This window comes from Curtobacterium sp. MCLR17_058 (assembly GCF_003234705.2).
GTDB lineage: Bacteria > Actinomycetota > Actinomycetes > Actinomycetales > Microbacteriaceae > Curtobacterium > Curtobacterium flaccumfaciens.
Map to the genome: position 1 here is coordinate 1292959 of NZ_CP126262.1, position 20156 is coordinate 1313114.

15 protein-coding genes are annotated in these 20156 nt (G+C 71.9%); 3 read left to right on the forward strand and 12 right to left on the reverse strand.

The features are described 5' to 3' along the window. The 9 genes from DEJ11_RS06215 to DEJ11_RS06255 all read right to left on the reverse strand — a co-directional run bounded on the left by DEJ11_RS06215 (position 1) and on the right by DEJ11_RS06255 (position 8558). A complete protein-coding gene (locus DEJ11_RS06215) occupies positions 1 to 735 on the reverse strand; it encodes an ABC transporter ATP-binding protein (RefSeq protein WP_111030393.1) in 735 nt (244 codons plus the stop codon). Beyond that, positions 732 to 1424, reverse strand: a complete 693-nt coding sequence (locus tag DEJ11_RS06220) for a hypothetical protein (RefSeq protein WP_111102988.1) — start codon at positions 1422 to 1424, stop codon at positions 732 to 734. Before DEJ11_RS06220 ends, DEJ11_RS06215 begins: the two co-directional genes overlap by 4 nt. 129 nt (positions 1425 to 1553) lie before the next feature. After that, positions 1554 to 4379 (reverse strand): helix-turn-helix transcriptional regulator, encoded by a 2826-nt coding sequence (locus DEJ11_RS06225; RefSeq protein ID WP_220038314.1) that lies wholly within the window; start codon positions 4377 to 4379, stop codon positions 1554 to 1556. Between the two features lie 72 nt (positions 4380 to 4451). After that, the gene (locus DEJ11_RS06230) at positions 4452 to 4967 is read right to left on the reverse strand and encodes a MarR family winged helix-turn-helix transcriptional regulator (protein ID WP_111030391.1); all 516 of its coding nucleotides are present in this window, start codon (positions 4965 to 4967) and stop codon (positions 4452 to 4454) included. Positions 4968 to 5061: 94 nt separating this feature from the next. Then, a complete protein-coding gene (locus DEJ11_RS06235; RefSeq protein WP_244993449.1) occupies positions 5062 to 5418 on the reverse strand; it encodes a nuclear transport factor 2 family protein in 357 nt (118 codons plus the stop codon). 74 nt (positions 5419 to 5492) lie between these two features. Continuing rightward, positions 5493 to 5984 (reverse strand): nuclear transport factor 2 family protein, encoded by a 492-nt coding sequence (locus tag DEJ11_RS06240; protein WP_181440628.1) that lies wholly within the window; start codon positions 5982 to 5984, stop codon positions 5493 to 5495. Then, entirely contained in the window at positions 5977 to 6936 is a 960-nt protein-coding gene (locus tag DEJ11_RS06245) for an alpha/beta hydrolase (protein ID WP_111054334.1), read from the reverse strand. The genes DEJ11_RS06240 and DEJ11_RS06245 overlap by 8 nt, the downstream gene beginning before the upstream one ends. An 82-nt stretch (positions 6937 to 7018) precedes the next feature. Further along, a complete protein-coding gene (locus tag DEJ11_RS06250; protein ID WP_111054335.1) occupies positions 7019 to 7966 on the reverse strand; it encodes an SDR family NAD(P)-dependent oxidoreductase in 948 nt (315 codons plus the stop codon). Further along, positions 7959 to 8558, reverse strand: a complete 600-nt coding sequence (locus DEJ11_RS06255; protein WP_220035445.1) for a type 1 glutamine amidotransferase domain-containing protein — start codon at positions 8556 to 8558, stop codon at positions 7959 to 7961. Before DEJ11_RS06255 ends, DEJ11_RS06250 begins: the two co-directional genes overlap by 8 nt. Before the next feature lie 89 nt (positions 8559 to 8647). Between DEJ11_RS06255 and DEJ11_RS06260 the strand changes: the two genes are divergently transcribed. Beyond that, complete coding sequence (locus DEJ11_RS06260) at positions 8648 to 9031, forward strand: ArsR/SmtB family transcription factor (protein ID WP_111046534.1); 384 nt, start codon at positions 8648 to 8650, stop codon at positions 9029 to 9031. Here DEJ11_RS06260 and DEJ11_RS06265 read toward each other — a convergent pair. Continuing rightward, positions 9028 to 9774: an NADPH-dependent F420 reductase gene (locus DEJ11_RS06265; protein WP_111046533.1), complete on the reverse strand. Its 747-nt coding sequence runs from the start codon at positions 9772 to 9774 to the stop codon at positions 9028 to 9030. The two genes, DEJ11_RS06260 and DEJ11_RS06265, sit on opposite strands and share 4 nt — an antisense overlap. A gap of 33 nt (positions 9775 to 9807) precedes the next feature. Then, positions 9808 to 15279: a discoidin domain-containing protein gene (locus DEJ11_RS06270; protein WP_111054336.1), complete on the reverse strand. Its 5472-nt coding sequence runs from the start codon at positions 15277 to 15279 to the stop codon at positions 9808 to 9810. 151 nt (positions 15280 to 15430) lie between these two features. Here DEJ11_RS06270 and DEJ11_RS06275 point away from each other — a divergent pair, with 151 nt between their 5' ends. Then, positions 15431 to 16585, forward strand: coding sequence for a low temperature requirement protein A (locus DEJ11_RS06275; protein ID WP_175473003.1), 1155 nt, complete (start codon positions 15431 to 15433; stop codon positions 16583 to 16585). 76 nt (positions 16586 to 16661) lie between these two features. Here the strand turns inward: DEJ11_RS06275 and DEJ11_RS06280 are convergent, their stop codons facing one another. Continuing rightward, a complete protein-coding gene (locus DEJ11_RS06280; protein ID WP_258375306.1) occupies positions 16662 to 18491 on the reverse strand; it encodes a BCCT family transporter in 1830 nt (609 codons plus the stop codon). A 368-nt stretch (positions 18492 to 18859) separates the two neighbouring features. On the opposite strand from DEJ11_RS06280, the gene DEJ11_RS06285 reads away from it, so the two are divergent. After that, a complete protein-coding gene (locus DEJ11_RS06285) occupies positions 18860 to 20131 on the forward strand; it encodes an ABC transporter substrate-binding protein (protein WP_111102992.1) in 1272 nt (423 codons plus the stop codon). The last annotated feature ends 25 nt before the right edge of the window (positions 20132 to 20156 follow it).

A 20156-nucleotide genomic window follows, 5' to 3' on the forward strand; every position in this document is an offset into this window, starting at 1 on the left:
TCAGGCCTCCTGCGCGGCGGCGGTCAGTGCTTCGAGGACCGCGGCGGCGTCCGGGTGCGCCAGCTCGCGGTGCACGGCCCCGTCGCGCAGGACGAGCACACGGTCGGCACGCGCAGCCGCTTCGAGGTCGTGCGTGACCATCACCACCGACCTGTCACCGTCGGCCACCCGGCGCAGCAGGTCGAGGACCGCGTCACCGGCGGTGGTGTCGAGCGCGCCGGTCGGCTCGTCGGCGAACACGACGTGCGGTTCGGACGCCAGGACCCGGGCGATCGCGACCCGCTGCTGCTGCCCGCCGGACAGCGCGCCCGGTCGGTGGTCGCCGCGGTCGGCGAGTCCGACCGAGGCGAGCGCCGCGTCGACCTGGTCCGCGGAGACCGGCCGGTGGGCGAGGCTGGCGGGCAGCGCGATGTTCTGCCGCGCGGTCAGCGACGGGATGAGGTTGAAGGACTGGAACACGAAGCCGACCGTCGAACGGCGGAGTGCCTGCAGTTGCTTCGGTCGGAGGGTCTCGAGGCGTTGCCCGGCGATCGACACCGATCCGCTGTCGTAGGGCTCGAGGGCGGACAGGCAGTACAGCAGCGTCGACTTGCCGGAGCCGCTGGGGCCGACGACGGCGACGAACTCGCCCGGCAGCACGGACAGTGAGACACCCCGGAGCACCGGGACCCTCGACTGTTCCGGCCCGGGGAACGACTTCGTCAGGTCGTGTGCCTGCAGGAGGGGTTCGGTCATGGTGTCAGTCCGTCTCGTTCTCGTCGTCGTTCTCGGGTGTCGGACCGCAGGATGCCGAGGACCCGCGCGTACCGACGCTCCTGGTAGACCCCGTGCACACCGGCGAGCAGGACGGCCGTGACCACCCCGGTCGCCAGGGACCCGGACGGCGCCCACGTGCTCGCGGTCAGCAGTGCCGCCCCGGCACCGGCGACGATGCAGTTCACGACCGCGATCGCGCTCGACAGCGTGAAGAACATCCCGCGCCAGGACAGCCGGAGCCCGATGTCGAGCAGCTCGTTCGGCGCGATCCGGTCCTCGGGCACCGGGAAGTACCGCCGGGCGCCGGGCAGGATCGTGCCGTACCAGCGGCGGATCCGCTGCATCGCGGCGAGGGCGACCACGTCCTCCAGCGAGGTCTGGACGAGTCGCTCGTAGGTGAAGACCCCGAGCAGCACGACGACCGGGATCACCACGGCGAGGTAGCCCGTGGCGAAGTCGGTGTCGGCCAGGAACCCGAACGCCACCAGGGCGCTCGACAGTGTCGTCAGGTAGATCGCTGCCCGGGTCGACGACTCCGAGACGGTGACGCCGCGCGCGGTCTGGAGCACGAAGTGCTCGGTCACGAGGGCCGTGAAGAACGCGCTCGGCGCGTCCGGCAGCCGCGCAGCCGCGTGGTCGGCGGTGTCGTCGGCGGAGCCTTCCGGCATGGGCGCCTCCCGGTGGTCGTCGTGGTCGCGACCCGATGCCGGGTCGCCGCCACGAGGCTCGCAGCTGGTCCGCCCACGGTGCATCCGTTGCGTGACGTAACCCGTGCCTCCAGGTCGTCGCCCGGTGCGTCAGTCCGTCGGACCGGACGCCGCCAGCGCGGCCGCCAGCTCGGTGCGACTCGTCACGCCGAGCTTGGGGAACACCTTGTACAGGTGGGTGCTGACGGTGCGGTGCGACAGGTAGATGCGGTCCGCGATCTCGCGGTTCGTCATGCCGGCGGCGGCGAGCCGCGCGATCTGCAGCTCCTGGGGTGTGAGCCGTTCGCGTGTCGGCGCCGTCGTGCTGTCGGCCCGTTCCGGGGCCTCGCCGGCTGCGCGGAGTTCCGCCGCGGCGCGGGCGGCGAAGCCCGCGGTGCCGGCGGCGTCGAACGCGTGGAGCGCCTCGCGGAGGTGCAGCCGAGCCTCGACCACCCGACGCTCGCGGCGGAGCCACTCGCCGAACAGCAGCTGGGTCCTCGCCAGTTCGACCGGGGAGTCCGCGAGGCGGCCGGCCTCGATCGCGCGGGCGTAGAGGGACTCCGGGTCCGCGCCGCCCGCGCCGTCGGTGTCGGTTCCCGTCGAGTCCGTGCCCTCGGCGAGCAGGGCCCGGCTCCGCACGACGAGGGCGGTCAGGTGCGCGGACCCGGTGGTACGGGCGACCGCCTCGGCCTCGGCGAGGTTCTCGACGACCGACCCGGGTCGACCGCCCCGGACCGCGGCCTCGGCGCGGTCGGCGATCGCCCACAGGGACCGGGTCGCGTGGACGGTCATGTGCGTGAACTCGATCTGGGCGTCCCGGTGGCGCCGCTGACCGAGGGCGACCAGTCCCGCTGCCCACCGCGCGTCGGCGCTGGCCAGGGCGAGCCGCCCGCCGTGCGCGAACTCCGAGCCCTCGCGCAGGGCGGCCAGCGCGGCCTCGTCGTCGCCGAGCAGGGCGTGGCCCCGGGCGAGCGTGGCGTAGGCCATCCCGGCGATGAGCGGGAGCTGGACGTCGCGGGCGATGCGGACGGCGTACTCGGCGTCGGCCAGACCGTCCCGCACCCGCCCGCGCAGCATGAGCACCGTCGCCCGGCCGCGGAGCGCCTGGGTCTCGTCGGCGACGGCGCCGAGCTGGTGTGCACGCTCGTACGCCAGCTCCCAGCACGTCAGCGCGGTCTCGAGGTCCTGCTGGGACTCGGCTGCGATCGCGAGGGACGCCATCGCGAGCGGTTGCTCGGTGAGCTGCGGCACCAGGTGTGCGAGTTCGGTGCGCAGGTGCTGGGCGGAGCCGAGCGGCGCCAGCACGGCGAGGGCCACCGACTTCAGCGGGCTCGCCGAGCGTGTCGCGAGCAGGGCCGCCTCGATGTCCTGCCACTCCGATCGCGGCAGGTTGCGGCCGCGGGCATTGAGGGCCGCCGCCCAGAGCACCCGCACGAGTCGGTCCGCGTGCTCCGGGCCGGCGAGCACGGGTCGGATCCGGCGGAGTTCGATGCGCGGTCGACCGGCAGCACCCGTGGTCAGGCTCAGGACCGTCTGCGTGACGGCGGTCTCGGTGACCGTCTCGGGGTCGGCGGCGAGGGAGTCGACCTGTTCCAGGAGCTCGATCGCCTCGGCCGTCATGCCGGCGGCCCGTGCGGTCTCGGCAGCCCGGCCCAGCCGACGTGCCCGACCGGTGACGCCCTGCGACAGGGTGGCCGCACGCTCGTAGGCCCGGACCGCCTCGGGGCGGGCACCCCGCTGTGCCGCGCGGTCGGCGGCGGTCTCGAGGTCAGCGGCGATGGACTCGTCCCGCTCGAACGTCGCCGAAGCCCGGTGCCAGGCGGCGCGCATGCCGTCGGTGACCACCGACGCGAGTGCCCGGTGCGCCGCGGACCGTGCAGCGGCCGAGGCGTTGCCGATCACCGCCGAGCGCACGAGCGGGTGTCGGAAGCGCAGGGAGACGAGGTCGGTGCGGAGGAGCCCGAGTTCCTCGAGCGGCTCGAGGTCGTCGACCCCGAGGTCCATCGTGCGGGCCGCCGCCATGACGTCCTGCAGGCCGGCGTCGTCGGCCGCCGCGGCGAGCAGCAGGAACGAGCGGCTGCCGGACGGGACGGCGGCGACCTGCTCGAGGAACGCCTGCTCGAGCCGCCGCGTGGTGGGGAGCCGGGACGCGATGGTGGCCGGGCCGCCCGTGGTCCAGGTGACGGGCAGTTCGTGCAAAGCGAGTGGGTTGCCGCCGGCCTCGGCCAGCACCCGTCGGCGGACCGAGGTGGACAGGGTGCCGGCGTGGGCGTCGAGCAGGGCCTCGGCGGCGTCGTCGGCGAGCGGTCCGAGCTCGAACCGCGTGAAGCTGCACGGGGGCACGGCGTCCGGAGCGTGTCCGGTCCGGACCGCCGCGATGACGACGACCGGGGTGTGCGTGAGCCGGCGCCCCACGAAGTCGAGCACCTCGGTGGTGGACCGGTCGAGCCACTGCAGGTCCTCGGCGCGGACGAACACCGGGCGGTGCGACGCGGCCTCCTCGAGCAGCCCGAGCGTCGCGGTGCTCACCAGCAGGCGGTCCGGACTCGGGCCGTCCTCGACCGCGAGGGCCGTGAGCAGTGCGGTGCGCTGGCGCGGCGGCAGGGCGGACGCGAAGGGGAGCAGTGGGTGGAGCAGCTCGTGCAGGCCGTCGAAGCCCACGCTGTTCGCCCCCTGGATGCCGGTGCAGGTCAGCACGCGGAAGCCGGTCCGCCGCGCGTGCCGCTCGACGGCGGCGAGCAGCGTCGTCTTGCCGATGCCCGCCTCACCCTCGACCAGGACCGCGGCGCCGCGCTCTGCCGCTTCGTCCTCGGCCGCCCCGTCCGCAGTCACCGCCGCGGCGTCGTCGAGCAGGCGCGTGAGGGCCGCGAGTTCGTCCGCGCGGCCGAACAGTGCACGGTCGGGGAGCGGCGGTGACACGGCTCGTTCGGCGTCCACACGCTGCCCTTCGCTCGTTTAGGTGATCTTTCACCTAAGTTACGTCGCGCTGGTGCGTGAGGGCAAGCGGAGCTAGGGGTGGTCGGCCGGTCGGGGCAGGGTGCCGTGCTCGAGCACTGACTCGTACACGCGCTCGAGCACGTCGGCGAAGCCCGCCAGCTCGTCCTCGCGCAGGTCGCTGAAGAACATGTCCTTGACGAGTTCGGTGTGGCGCGGCGTGGCTTCGCGGAGCGTCCGCCAGCCCGTGTCGGTCAGGGCGACGGCGGTGGTGCGCCGGTCGTGCTCGCTCCGACGGAGTTCGAGGAACCCGCGTTCGGCCATGCGTTTCGCGTGGTGCGAGGCACGGCTGCGCTCCCACCCGATGCGGGTCGCCAGGGCCGACATCGTCATCTCGCCGCCCGGCTCGCTCGTGAGGGCGACGAGGACGTCGTAGTCGGCGAGCGAGATGTCGCTGTCGGCGCGCAACTGCCGGTTCATCTCGTACCGCAGGCGCAGCTGGAGCTTCATGTAGGCGTACCAGGTCCGCACCTGCTCGGCGCTCATGTAGGCGTACGGGGACTCCGGGGGCACCTCGTGCTGCATCGACATCGCCCGTGTCCTCCTGCCTCGCCCACCGTCCAGACGCCCGACCATCATCGCAGGGTGCGTGACACTGCGGCGGGTCGGGCGTCTGCGGGTGGGTTCAGCTGGTCAGCAGCGTGTAGACCTTCGCGATGCGGTCACCCTCGACGAAGCAGATGTCCATCCCGGACACGACGGGCGGCGCTCCCTCCGGTCCGAAGTGCCAGGCGAGGTACCCCATCCCGTGGTTCTCGTAGACCGGGCCGGCCGGCGAGAACACGAACCCGGGAGCCTCGTCGAGCAGGCGCTGCGCCTTGGTGTGCAGGGCGTCGTGGCCGGTGACGACCTCGTCGGGGTCCAGGAACTCGACGTCGGGGGCGTAGGTCCGCTCGATGGCGGCGCGGCGGCGGTCCGGGTCGCGTTCCCCGAACACCTCGAACAGGTTGGCGTGCATGAGCGATTCGAGCGGTTGCGACATGGTGTCTCCGTCGGTGGTCGGTGGTCGGTGGTCGGTGGTCGGTGGTCGGTGTCCGTGTGCGGTGGCGGTCTCAGTCACGTGTGCGACGGGGACCGGTCGGTCCAGTCGAAGACCAGGTCCCGGTGCCCGATCGCCCACCCGCCCTCGACCCGGACGAACCGGTCGAGGTAGCGGATGGCCATCGTCAGGAGCACCCGCTCGCCGCCGTCGTGCAGGACGTGGAACGCGACGCAGTACGTCTCGCCGTCGGCGGTGTCGGGTCCCGTGAACCGGATCATGGACTGACCGTTGAGGTACGTCGTCACCTCGTACCGGGCGATCAGTCCGGCGAACGTCTCGGCCAGGTGCTCCCGACCGTGGATCGTGTCGACCGGCTCGTGCGAGGAGGGGTCGCCCTCGTACAGCGCGACGACCCCGTCCTCGGTGAACACGGACGCCTCGAGCACGGCGTCGCGTCGGTCGGCTCCGCGGGCGTAGGTCGCCAGCAGCGTCCGGATCTCCTCGCGCGCGACGAGCGTCTCGAGCGTCTCCGGGGTGCTCGCGCGGGCACGCTCCTGCTCAGGCAAGGGCGGCACGGAGCGACGCGGTGGCGAGCATCAGCGCGTGCTTCGCGGCCTCGGTGTCGTGCAGTGCGTTCACCATCACGAAGTCGTGGACGATACCGCCGAAGCGGGCGTTCGTCGCCTTGACGCCGGCTTCGCGCAGGCGTGCCGCGAAGGCCTCGCCCTCGTCGCGGAGCACGTCGGCCTCACCGGTGATGACGAGGGTGTCGGGCAGCGTCGCGAGCACCTCGAGCGGTGCGCGGAGCGGCGACACCGTGGGCAGGGCGCGCACGGCCTCGTCGGTCGTGTACTGGTCCCAGTACCACTGCATGCCGGCACGGGTGAGGAAGTAGCCCTCGGCGAACTCCTCGTACGAGCCGGTGTCGAACGCGGCGTTCGTCACCGGGTAGAAGGCGACGAGCTTCACGAACTCGACGTCCCCGCGCTCGGCGGCGAGGAGCGCCAGGGCGATCGCCATGTTGCCGCCGACCGAGTCGCCCGAGACCGCGAAGCGCGAGGCGTCCAACCCCTTCTCGCCGCCCTCCTTGACGACCCACTGGGCTGCGGCGTAGGACTGCTCGAGCGCGACCGGGTGGCCGACCTCGGGGGAGCGGTCGTACTCCGGGAACACGACGGCGGCGTTCGACCCGATGGCGAGGTCGCGCACCAGGCGGTCGTGGGTGTGGGCGTCGCCGAAGACCCAGCCGGCACCGTGCACGTACAGGATCACGGGCAGGTTCGCGGTGGTGCCGGCCGGCTTGACCAGGCGGATGTTCACGGTGCCGGTGGGACCGCCCTCGATCTCCAGCCATTCCTCGTCGACCTCGGGCTTGAAGATCGGGGAGTCCTGCACGGAGTCGACCGCCTTGCGTCCCTCGGCGGGCGGCAGGTCGTTCAGGAACGGCGGGTTCGACGTCGCGTCGACGAACTCCTGGGCGGCGGGCTCCAGGGCGATGTGCTTCGGGTTTCCGGTCATGGTGGGCTCCTCGTGGGTCGCTGGTGACGGATGGTGCGTGGCGTGCTCCACGCTGACAGGAGGCCCGTCCCGGCAGCATCCGTCAGGTGACGTATCCGGAACCCAGCGTCCAGAGCCGCTCCGCGGCACCGTGGTCCAGCGCGTACCGCGCCACCCCGCGGTCGTGGCCGGTGCCGTCGTCGAGCACGGGCGACTCCTGGTTGTCCTCGAAGTACCGCCCGGTCACGCCGGCGACCAGAGGGGAGGCGACCAGCAGTGCCGACGTCGCCGCGCCCTGCGCCGCGGTCTTGAAGAACGGCTGCTCGATCCGGTTGCCGTCGTCGTCGAGTGCGCCCATCGCCCGGAGCGTCGCGTCGTCGAGGTGGCGCTGCAGCCGGGTCGTGATCCAGCCGGGCATGACCGCGTTCGCGGTGACGCCGTGCTCCGCCCAGCGGTCCGCGACGCCCACCGCGAGGAGCACGTCGGCCGTCTTCGACTGCGCGTAGGCGGCCCACCGGTCGTACGGACGCACGGCGAAGTGCGGGTCCTCGAAGTGGAACGGGGAGCGCAGGTGCGCGGTCGAGCTCACCGTCACCACCCGGGCGGACCCGGCGGCGAACAGGTGTTCCCGCAACCCGAGCAGCAGGGCGAAGTGGCCGAGGTGGTTCGTCGCGAGCTGCATCTCCCAACCCGATGCCGCGAGTTGCTTCTCGGGCAGGGCCATCACGCCGGCGTTGGCGACCACCCCGTCGACCGTGCCCTGCCACGCGTCCGTGAACCGGCGCACGGAACCGAGGTCGCTGAGGTCGAGCGCACGTGGCACGACCAGGCCATGGGCCTCCAGGTCGGCGAACGCCGCGTCCGCGCGGGCCGTGTCGCGCACCCCGACGACGACCTCGGCTCCGGCACCGGCGAGGGCGCGGGCGGTCTCCGCGCCGATGCCGGAGGCGCCGCCGGTCACCAGGTACCGGCGGCCGTGCAGGTCCACGTCGGCGAGGACGTCGGCCGCGGTGGCGGACGCGGAGAAGGGGGTGCGGACGGGATCAGACATCGTCGCGTTCCGTCCGTGCCGTGGCGAGCCGCTCGAGGATCCGGGCCAGCTGCTGCGGCATGTCGCCGGGCTTCCGGGCGGTGACGAACTGGCCGTCCTCGACGACCGGCTCGTCGATCCAGGTGCCGCCGGCCGCACGGACCTCGTCGGCGACCTCGCGCCAGGACGTCAGGCTGCGTCCGTCGACCAGCCCGGCGGAGGCCAGGACCTGGGGTCCGTGGCACACGGCACCGATGAGTCGGCCCGTGGCGGCGAAGTCCCGGAGGAACGCCAGGGCCTCGGGGACGGTCCGGACCTCGGCCGGGGCCAGGCCGCCGGGGATGAAGACCGCGTCGTAGTGCTCGGCGGTGGCGTCCGCGACGCGCTGCAGCCCGGTCCGCAGGGACAGGCCGACGTACCCGGTGACGGTCCCGCCGTCGGGCGTCAGGACGTCGACGTCGTAGCCGGCCTCGACGAACCGGTAGTAGGGGTAGAAGAACTCGACGTCCTCGACGCGGTCCGCGGTGACGATCGCGATGCGGCCGATGGGCGGTCGGTCGGCGCGGATCGCGGCACGGTTGTCGGTGACGCGGGGGTCGGTGGTGGTGGGCACGGTGGTCACTCCTTCGGTTCCGAGGTCGTTGCCTCGGCTTTGTTTGACAAGCATCAAACCATTGAGATCATTCCTGATAGGTTTGATGCATGTCAAACGAAGAGTCGAAGGTCGGGCACGACCCCTTCCCGCTGCCCGACGTCGACGACCTCGAACTCGTTCGGGTGCTCCGGGCGGCCGGTGACCCCGCGCGACTCGTGATCATCGAGCGACTGTCGGACGGCGACTACCACCCGTGCAACCTCACCGACTACCGACTCGACATCCACAAGACGACGCTCTCGCACCACTTCAAGGTGCTGCGCGAGTCCGGACTGACCCGGACCCGTGTGACGGGACGCGAGCACGCCGTGCAGCTGCGCCGGGACGCGCTCGAGGCGCGCTGGCCCGGGCTGCTCGACACCCTCGTCGCGGCTGCGGTGCGGGACGACCCCGAGGCGCAGGCGGCGCCCGGGGTGACGGCGGCGGGCTAGCGGCGAGCCGCTGCCGCCAGAGCGGCGGTCATGCCGGCCCGGTCGTGCCGCACGCCGTACGCCGGCTGGTCGCGTTCGTACCGCCAGCCCTCGCTCAGCGGTCCCACGTCGACCACGTCGAACCCGAACCGGTCGAGCAGCTCGGTGACGACGGCCTTCGCGTCCGCATCGTCCCCGGCGACGGTCAGGGCTCGGCGCCCCGGCGTTCCGGCGGGGGACCCGTCCGTGGTGACGTCGGCGGCGCCGAGGTTGTTGAACGCCTTGATGACGCGAGCATCCGGCAGCGACTGCTGGAGCAGCTCGGAGGTGGTCGGCACCGCGCCCTGCTCGAGCTCGTCCACCGGTCCGAAGAACTCCGGGTAGTAGTTGCCGGTGTCGACGACGACCTTGCCCGCGAACGCCTCGGCCGGCAGGTCCCGGTAGCCGTTGATCGGGATCGAGACGACGACCACGTCACCGGCCCGGGCGGCGTCGGCGACGGTGGCTGCTCCGGCACCGGGGGAGAGCTCGTCGATCAGGGACTCGAGCGTCTCGGGCCCGCGGGAGTTCGCGAGGACGACGTCGAGACCGACGGCGATCGCGCGGCGGGCGATCTGCGCGCCGACGTTGCCGGCGCCGATGATGCCGAGGGTCTCGAGGGGGGTGCTGGTCATGGTCCGTGCTCCTGACGTGGTGCGGGTGGTGTCCCGCCAGGATCCGTGGTCCGGCCGGTCGGGGGCATCCGTCGGACGACGTAACCGCACCGCGGCGGCGTCGTCCGACGGGTGCTGCCCCGGCTACCGGATCTCGAGGTCGTACAGCGAGTAGCCGTACGGGGTCGCCCGTTCGACACCGTGCACGCGGACGTACCGCCACGAGCCGTCCAGGGCGTGCCGGTCGGTCCCGCCGTCACCGTCGGTCTCGGTGGCGAGCGTCGTCCACCCGTCGTCGCCCGCGTTCCGCGCCTCGATCCGGTAGGAGCGTCCGAAGGCGTCCTCCCACCGGAGCACCGCGCCGTGCAGGCGGTGCGGTGCGCCGAGGTCGACGGCGAGCCACTGGTCGTCGGTGTGCCCGCTCGCCCAGCGCGATCCCGGGTCGCCGTCCACGGCGTTGTGCGCGGGCACGCCGTCGCCCTCGTCGGCCGACGACGACACGGTCGCCCGTCGTGCCAGGTCCGGCGTCGGTTTGCCCTGCGTCGAGGTGACGCGGAGGTCCCAGAGGGAGACCCCGAACGCGGTGTGCCGGAGGTCTGCGACGACCCGGACCCAGCGGCCGGTGACGTCGTCGCCCTCAAACCGGTGGGTCGCCTCGCCGCCGGTCCCGTGGGCTTCTTCCGCGACGGTCTGCCAGGGGGCGTCTTCGTCGTCGCGGACCTGGACGCGGTAGGCCTCGGCCCACGCGGCCTCCCAGTCGATCTGCACCTGGTCGATCGGCACGACCTGCCCGAGGTCGACCGCCAACCACTCACCGTCGCGTGCTGCGCTGGCCCACCGGGTCCGGTCGTCGCCGTCCACCGAGTTGCCGCCGGACAGGTCGCCGCGCTCGTCCGACGAGGTGGTGACGGGCTTGCCGGCGGCAATGTCACGAGAGCGGGCGGGTGCCGTTCCGCCGTCGTCGTCACCGTCGGTCGCCTCGTCGAGGGTCGTGACGGTGGCCGTCCCGGATGCTCCTGGCACGGTGGCCGTGACCGTCGCGGTCACGCCGCCCTCGGTCGCTGCGGTGACGACGCCGTCCGGTTCGACACTTCCGCCGCCGTCGACGGCCCACTCCGGGCGGTCCGCGGCGAGCCGCCCGCCGAACCCGTGGCGGTCGAACCCGTAGGCCGCCATCCGGACCGTGTCACCGGTGCGGACGGTCGCGCTGCGCGGTGCGACGAGCACGTCCTCGACGTCGACGGTCGAGGCCGCCGGGGTGCCGGACACGTGCACCTCCCAGATGGAGTACCCGTACCCGGTGAGGCGGTCGGTCAGGTGCAGGCGCACGAACCGGGCGGTCTCGCCCACGGGCACCGTGTCCATGTCGGCCGTTGTCTTGTCGACGGTCCGCACGTCGCGCCAGGGGCCGTCGGCGGTGTCCCGGACCTGCAGCACGTACCGTGCGGCGGCGGCGTTCTCCCAGTCCACCCGCACGGTGCCGACGTCGGTCAGCCGCCCGAGGTCGATCGTGTAGTCGACCTCGTCCACACCGTGCGCGCTCTCCCACCGGGTGCTGCGGTCCCCGTCGACGGCCTTCCCGGCGACGTTCCCGCCGTCCGAGGAGCTCGCGTCGACGTCGGCACCCGCTGCGGCGTCGGGGATCGACGTCACCGAGGCGACGACCGCCGAGCCCTCGACACCGCCACCGGTCGCGACGACGTACCCGGAGCCCGCGGCGGTGGTCGTCACGGTGCCGTCGGTCCCGGCGCTCCCGGCGCCGGTGTACGACCAGGTGACGTCGGCGGGCAGGGCCGCCGGGTCGCCGTACTGGTCGTGGCCGGCGGCACGGAACCGCTGTGGCGTCCCGACGACGAGCCGGTCGAAGCCGGGCGTGACGTCGAACCCGGTGAGGACCGGTGCCGGTGCGACCCGGAAGGCGTACGACCCGTGCACCCCGCCGATCGTGGCGGTGACCGTCGCCTGCTCCGCGCGCTCCGATGCGCGGTGGAGGCCATCGGCGCTGATCGTGCCGGTGTCGGTCGACCAGGTGACCTCGTCCAGCGCGACGGTGGCGCCGTACTGGTCGTAGCCGGTGGCGGTGAAGGTCGTGGTCGCGCCGGGGACGATCGTCTTCGGGGCGCCCTGGGTGCTGACGACCACCTCGGTGAGCCGCGCGTCCAGGTGCGACGTGATCTGCGTCTGGGCCGGGACCGCGATCTGGCCGATCACCTCGGTGCCCTCGTAGACGTCGTACGTGTGCTGCACGGTGTCGGGGTTGTCGAGCACGTAGCTGATCGTGCCGTCCGGTGCGCGGAACACCTGGCTGAGCGGGTCCGAGGTGTGCCGGTCGGTGACCTCGGTGCCGACGGTCCGGTTCGACATCGCCTGGTGGTAGACGAGGCCAGCCATCGACTGTCCGGTCACGGCCGGGTCGTCGGCGGCCCACAGAGCGGCGTGCACGTCGGCGTAGGTGTCCGGGTCGTACTGCCCGAGGAACCCGAGCACGACGTTGCCGAGGGCGTCACCCATGCCGCTGAACACCCGTGCGGCGTGCTCGGTGTCCTCGCCCGGGGTGTGGTCGGTGAGGTCGACGCCGTACAGCTGGTCGATGGTCGCGGTGTCGGCGCGGAAGTCGTCCACCAGGAACGGCATCAGCGGGGACGGCGTCGGCCAGTCCTGGGGCTTCCGGTCGGCGGTGGGACCGTCGAGCTCAGTGGGCACCAGCGAGTCGGGCAGGTTCTCCGGGGTCCAGTACCGGTCCGGGAACACCACCCGTCCGTCGTCCTCCACGCTCACCAGCAAGGTGTCGGTGGCCGGGACGTACAGGGGGTTCGCTGCGGTTCGTCGGGTGATGTACCCGGGGTGGTTCGTCTCGACCGCGCGGATCGCGTCCTGCAGCTCACCGATCGCGGCCGGGCGGTCGCGGGTGATCTTCACGTCGCCGTAGCTGCCGACGCCCCACCACTTCTTCGTGAGCATCTGGATGCGTGCCGCGTTGCCGTCGGTGACGCCGGCCTGCCCGATGGACTCCGGGCGAGCGGCCATCATCTCGCGCATCAGGGCCTTCGAGAAGCCCGGGTCCCAGCCGAAGTAGTCGAACCACGGGGCGATCGGCATCCACTGGATGCCGGAGATCCAGGCGGGGTCGCCGGAGAAGTACGTCGCGTGGGCCTGCCCGGAGTCGAACAGGATCCCCGCCTGCCCGTGCTCGTACTCGTCCGGGAACGCGCCGTTGCCGTCGTACGACGCCGAGGCGGGGTTGCCGCGGACGTTCTGCCAGTAGTCGCGGACGGCCGCGCGCTCGGTGACGTACTGCACCGCACCGGCGGCCTGCATCTCCTCGTCGCCGAGGACCGAGCCGAGCAGGAAGAGCCCCGCCTCGGACTGGATCGCCTCGGACGACGACTCCTGGTTGTTGCCGCCGGGTGACGACACGCCGCCGGCGTTCGACCGGCCCTCCCAGACGCCGAACGTGCGCATGTGCGGGAACCGGGCGTCGTCGCGGTCCCAGTTCGCGTACTGCTTCGCGACGAGCGTCGCCATGCCCTGGTACTTCGCGGCCCACTCGTGGTCGACCCGGCCGAGCATGGCGGTCGCGACGGCGAAGTACCCGTAGTGGAAGTGGTTGTCGTTGAACTGGGCCGACCCGTACGAGTCGGCGAACCCGATCAGGGCCTTCCACGTCGGGTACATCGCGAAGAAGTGCTCCGCTTCGCCGTCCGTGTACGTGTACCAGTCGGTCAGGGCGCGCTCGAGGGTGTCCTGCAGCGTCCGGGCGTCCTCGTTGGCACCGATCTGCCGCGCGATCGTCATGTACTCGGCGAGCTGCAGGACGTCCTTGCCGCCCCAGTAGGTGTCCCCGCCGTACGTCGTCTTCGCGGCGTAGTCGTGCAGGTACTCGCGCATGACCTGCTCGGAGTACGGGTCTTCCCCGACCGCCTCGGGCGTGGCACCGATCGGCGTGATGCCCGTGAACGCGTAGTCCAGGGTCCAGCCGTCGTGGCCGACGGTGGTCCGCATGGTGCCGCGCGGGGTCTCGTAGGTGGCGCCGGTGAAGCGCAGGTTCGTGGTGGCGTCGGCGTACTGGTGCTGCAGCCAGCCCTGCACGGTGTCGTGGTCGTCGCCCTGCAGCGTGTCGGTGCGGATCGACCACTGCTGGCGGACGTTCGCCGCCGCCGGGTCGTACGAGTACGTCATCGTCGTGTCACGGGGGACCGCGAAGGCGGTGCGGTGCAGGTCATCGAGGGACAGCCCCTGCTCGGGCACCGCGCTGAGCACCAGGTAGGGCGTGCCGGATGAGACCTCCAGCGCGTTCCCGACACGGGTGAAGGTCGTCCCGTCGGGGGCGTGCACGCCGAAGACGTGGCCGTCCTGGCGGATCTCGAACCGGTCCGTCGTCACCGGCAGGTCGAGCGGTTCGCCGTCCCCGTCGGTGATCTCAGCACCGTCCTGCAGGGTGAGGCGCGGGGTCATGCCGTGGAACTCGAACCACTCGTACGGCGAACCCTGCACGCTCGTGACGTCCATGTACTGCCCGCCCGGGCCGTCCTGCGGCATCCGCCAGCTGACGTTCCAGTCGCCCCAGCGGAGCGCATCGGCCTGCTTCGCCCGGAACGTGGTCGCGAAGCGGTCAGCGAGGCCGTCCGGGGCGTCGGTGAGCAGGACCTGGTCGACCAGCACGTGTGCCCACCCGGCACGCAGGTCATCGACGATCCGCAGCTGCGCGGACTGCCCTCGGTGGGCGGAGACGTCCCAGCTGTCCCAGCGCAGCTGTTCGCTGTCCGTCCCGGTGCTGCTCGCCACGACGTCGCCGTCGACCAGGAGCTGCACGGCTTCGTGGTCGGGGTGTCGGCCACCGCCGACCAGGAACGCCAGGGTCGAACGGTCGATCGTGAACGCCGGCGAGGTGAGCGTGCCGGTCGCGCCGTCGCCGTCCTCGTCGCTGAACGAGTTCAGGAAGCGTCCGCCGAGCCACCCGGAGACCGCGCTCTGCCCGGCGGCCGTCCCGGTGGCGGTGGCGGTGAAGGCGTCACCGGTCGCGGTCCAGCCGTCGGGCAGGCCGTCCTCGAAGTCGGCGAGGGTGCGGTCGCTCGCGTCGGGGGTCGGCTCCACCGTCCCGCCCACCGTCACGGGGGACTCCAGGCGCATCGCCGTGCCGTCGCTGTTCCACCGCGTCGGGATCGTGAGCTTCGTGCCCGCGGCACTGTTCGACGAGACGAACGGGTACGCCCACATGTCGCCGGAGTACTTGCTGACCAGCAGGTCCGTCCACCACTGGTTCGTCGGCACCGGCTCGCCGGCCTTCGACGGGTCGATGTACAGCCGCTGGTCCAGCGTCTTCCGCACGTCGGCGATGTCCGTGATCTCGTCCGGCGGGGCCGGCGCGTAGGAGCCGGAACCCACCTGCACGCCGTCCGCGGCGGGACCGACGCGGGACGAGCCTCCAGGGTCTTCCTGCGGTGCGGCCACCGCAGCGGTCGGATCGGCCGGTGAGCGCGGGATGTCCGAGGTCGCGGCGTGCGCCGGGGTGACGGCCAACGCCAGCAGCGTGGCGGCGGTCAGTGCGCCGGCGGTGGCGCTGACGGCCGCTCGGCGGAACGACCTGGGACGGACGGCGGGACGCGGTGAGGTCACCGGGACTCCTGTCGGAGGGGTTCGGCCGGACACGACGTACACGGCCGAGACGGGCTGGGTCTGGTGGTGCGGGGCCTGCACACGGACAGATCGGCCGGGCCGGTCCCGCCGTCAGCAGTCCGCGTTCTGGGGATGCCCTACCGTTGGCCCCATGCCGACCATCGGACTGCGCCGGATGGTGCCGCGCGACCCCGACCAGCGACACCGGGCAGCGAGCCCGCTGGAGCTCCTGTTCGACCTGGTGTTCGTCGTCGCGGTGGGCTTCGCCGCGACGAACCTGCACGAGATCGAGCTCGAGGGCCACGTCGCCTCCGCCGTCCTGGCCTACGGGCTGGTGTTCTTCTCGATCTGGTGGGCGTGGATGAACTTCACCTGGTTCGCCACGTCGTTCGACACCGACGACTGGCTCTACCGGGTGATGACCTTCGTGCAGATGGCGGGGGTGCTCGTCCTCGCCGCCGGGGTGCACGCGGCCATGGTCGAGAACGACTTCACGATCGGCGTCATCGGCTACGTCGTCATGCGGCTGGCCCTGGTCGGGCAGTGGATCCGCGCCGCCGCGTCCTCCACCCGGTACCGGCGGACCGCCATCCTGCACGCCGTCGGCGTCACGGTCGTGCAGCTGCTCTGGGTGGTCTCACTCGCCCTGCCCGACGACGTCTGGGGGTACGCCGCACCGTTCCTCGTGCTCGCCGAGCTGTCGGTGCCGATCTGGGCGCAGACCTCGACGGGGACGGCCCCGTGGCACACCCGGCACCTGGCCGAGCGGTTCTCCCTGTTCACCCTCATCGTCCTGGGCGAGGGGCTGGTGGCATCGGCCGGCGCGGTGATCGATGCCCTCGCGCACACCGAGCACCTCGGAGCCCTGCTGGCGCTCGCCGGGTGCGGGCTGGTGATCACCGTCGGCATGTGGTGGATCTACTTCTCCCGCGAGCAGCACGCACACATCCGCTCGCTCCCCACCGCGCTCGTGTTCGGCTACGGCCACTACTTCGTCTTCGCCGCCGCCGGTGCCCTGCCCGCCGGCATCGAGGTCGCGGTCAGCGCCGACGCCGGACACGTCGCGCTGTCGTCCGCCTCGGTCGCCGCGACCGTCGCGGTGCCGGTCGCGGTGTTCGTGCTGTCGATCTGGGCGCTCGCGATCCGGCCGTCGCTGTCGGCACGGGCCAACGCCGTCGTGGTGGCCCTGGTGCTCGTCGTCCTCGCGTCGATCGCGGTGCCGGCGGTGTCGCTGCCGGTCACGGCGCTCGCCGTGGTGGCGGTCGTCGTGACCCTCGAGGTCGCGTCCGCACGGACCGACACCTGACGCACTGACGGACGGGAGGCACGGTGCCAGCTGGCACCGTGCCTCCCGTCTGTCAGGTGGTCGCGTCGACCGCCCGTCAGCGCTCCGGCTGCTCCGTCGCGGGCCCGTCGTCCGCTGCCGGTCGCGCGTCGAGGCTCGGGTCGACCGCTGGGTCAGCCGAGATCGACTCGGGCCGCACCGGGAACTCGTCGAGCGCGCCCGCGCCCACCGTCGGGGCCGCGGTTCCGCGGCCGCCGCGCACACGGTTCTTCACCGCGGCCCAGGGGCGGCCGAGGCCGGACCGTGCCGGACGCTCGGTCGGCGCCTCGACCTCGAGGCCGTAGTAGGCGCCGACGTGCTCGAGCAGGACCTCGCGCTCGGCCTTGTCGTAGGCACGGCGCTCGCGGGTGAAGGCGATGATCGTCGACCAACAGGTGAGCAACAGGACGATGCTGAACGGCAACGCGGTCGTGATCGCCGCCGTCTTCAGCGCGTTCAGTCCACCGCTGAGCAGCAGGGCGACGGCGAGCAGCGCAGCGACACCGGCGAAGAAGACCCGCAGCCAGTTCTTCGGCTCGATGTCACCGCCCGACGCGATCATCGCCATCACGAGCGACCCGGAGTCCGACGAGGTCACGAAGAACACGCCGATGAGCAGGATCGCGCCGTAGGTCAGGACCATGCCGGCGGGCAGGTCGCCGAGGACCGCGAACAGCGACCCCTCGATGTCGACCGAGCCGTCCGAGCCGATCAGGCCGCCCGAGCCGTCGGTCTGGCGGTGGATCGCGGTGCCACCGAGGACCGCGAACCACAGGAACGTGAGCGCGGTCGGCACGAGCAGGACACCGAACACGAACTGGCGGACCGTGCGGCCCTTGGAGATGCGTGCGATGAAGACACCGACGAACGGTGCCCACGACATCCACCAGCCCCAGTAGAAGGTGGTCCAGGCGCCCTGCCAGGCCTCGCCCTCGGCGCCCTGCTGGGCGGTGACGTTGAACGACAGGCCGACGATGTTCTGCAGGTAGGAGCCGATCGACTGCACGAAGTCACGGAGCAGGAACTGCGTCGGGCCGACGATGAGCACGAAGAGCAGCAGTGCAGCGGCGAGCAGCAGGTTGAAGTTCGACAGGATCTTCATGCCCTTGGTCACGCCGGTGACGAGCGACACGATCGTGACGGCGGTGATCACCGCGATGATCGCGATCTGGCTGACGATGCTGCTGTCGGCGATGCCGGCGCTCTCGAGTCCGGCGCCGATCTGGATGACCCCGAGGCCGAGCGAGGTCGCGACGCCGAACAGCGTGCCGACCAGGGCGATCACGTCGATCAGGTTGCCCCAGCCGCCGCGGACGCGGTTGCCGAGCAGCGGTTCGAGGGCCCAGCGGATCGACACCGGGCGACCCCGGCGGTGGATCGCGTACGCCAGGGCCAGGCCGAGGACGACGTAGATCGCCCATGCGTGCAGGCCCCAGTGCAGGAACGTCTGGGTCAGTGCCTGCTGCGCGAGCTCCTTCTCGGTGCCGGTGACGCCGGGGCGCGGGGAGGCGAAGTGGCTGAGCGGCTCGGACACGCCGTAGAAGACGAGGCCGATGCCCATGCCGGCGGCGAAGAGCAGTGCGAACCAGGAACCGGTCGAGAACTCGGGCTCGTCCTGGTCCTTGCCGAGCTTGATGTCACCGAAGCGGCTGAAGCCGACGAACAGCGAGAAGCCGACGAAGAACGCGGCGATCAGCACGTAGTACCAGCTGAAGTTCTTGACGATGCCGTCCTGCAGACCGAGGAACAGCGCCTCGGCGGTGGAGGGGGAGATCAGGGTGAAGGCCACGAACCCCAGCACGATGACGGCGGCGGGCCAGAACACCCACCGCCGCAACTGCGGCGTCGTGGTCACGGGTCCGGGCAGGGGAGGAGTGGTGCTTGCCATGCAGTCCATGGTGCCTGCTCGCGATCCTGTGTGTTCGCCCAGGCGTGTCGTGGGCGCTGCCGTGGTGCGCCCCCGGCGCGCTCCGTGCGAGGTTCCGCACTCGGTGCGGCGCTCCGGCCCTCGCACGGAGTGTGCAACCTCGCACCACCAAGCGGCGGCGCGCGGCCGTGGACGCGCTGCGCGGCGGACGGGAGGCGCGGGGCGGGCTGGCGCCGTGCCTCCCGTCCGTGGGGCGCACCGACTACTACCACATGCGATTACAACGTTGACGTACGCTTTACAGCGCTGTAAACAGGAGCCTGCGCGACGATGCGCGACGAGGGAGAGACCCGATGGTGGGAAGCAGGACCGCAACACTCCAGGCGGCGGTGAGCCGGCGGGGGTTCCTCGCGGGCGCGGCCGGTGGCATCGCACTCGGCACGATTGCGCTCGCCGGGTGCGCGACCCCGGGGCGTGCCGCCGGTGGTGCCACGACGCTCCGCTTCTACGAGCAGAAGCAGGAGGTCATCGCGTACTTCGACAAGCTGCTGCGGAAGTTCGAGGGGGAGCACACCGGCTTGTCGGTCGTGCACGACAGCACGGCGGCCATCGCCCCGCAGTTCGTGCGCGGTGAACCGGCGGACGTCGGCTGCTTCAACGACAACCTCGAGCTCGCCCGGTACATCTCGCGCGGCGTGCTCAGCGACCTCAGCGAACTGCCGTCCGCGGCGCGGGTCCGACCGGACATCGACACCCTGACGAACCAGTACGCGAAGTTCGAGGACCGCACGAGCGTGCTGCCGTACTCGCTCGCCGCGGCCGGGGTGATCTACAACAAGCGGATCTTCGCCGAGCACGACCTGCCGGTCCCGACGACGTGGGACGAGTTCGTCGAGGTCTGCCGGACGCTGCAGAAGGCCGGCATCACGCCGATCTACGCCACCGACCGGGACACCTGGACGCTCTGGCAGGGCCTGTTCGACTACTCGGTGGGCAGCCTCGTCGACACCGGCTCGTTCTTCCGGAAGATGAAGGCCCTCGGCGCCGACGTCGGCCCGGACTCCGAGGTGTCGTTCGAGAAGGACTTCGCGGTGCCGATGGAGCGCGCGAAGACCATCTCGTCGTTCTTCAACCGCGACCACGCCACCCGGGCCTACGCCGACGGCAACCTGGCGTTCGGCAAGGGCGAAGCCGCGATGTACCTGCAGGGCCCGTGGGCGCTCGGGCAGATCGCGCTGATCGACGACGAGCTGCCCGTCGGCACCTTCGCCCTGCCGGTGTCGAACGACCCGGCCGACCGCAAGGCCCGGGTCAACATCGACCTCGGGCTCTGGATCCCCACGGCGTCCGAGCACCCGGAGCAGGCGAAGGAGCTCGTCGAGTTCCTCATGCAGCCCGAGGTCATCGACGCCTACAACCGCGACAACCTGGCGTACTCGCCCCGCATCGACGCACCGCCGCAGCAGGACGAGCGCCTCGCCGGCCTGCAGCAGTACGTCGACGACGCGGCGTTCTACCAGGGCGCCGGCACCTTCATCCCCACGTCGATCCCGCTCGGCAACTACCTGCAGTCGGCGATCCGGAGCGGGGACTTCACCTCGATGCTGCAGCGGCTCGACTCGGACTGGCGGCGGCTCGCCGGCCGTTCCGCGACGGTCTGAGCCGGACCAGGACACAGGAGTCACC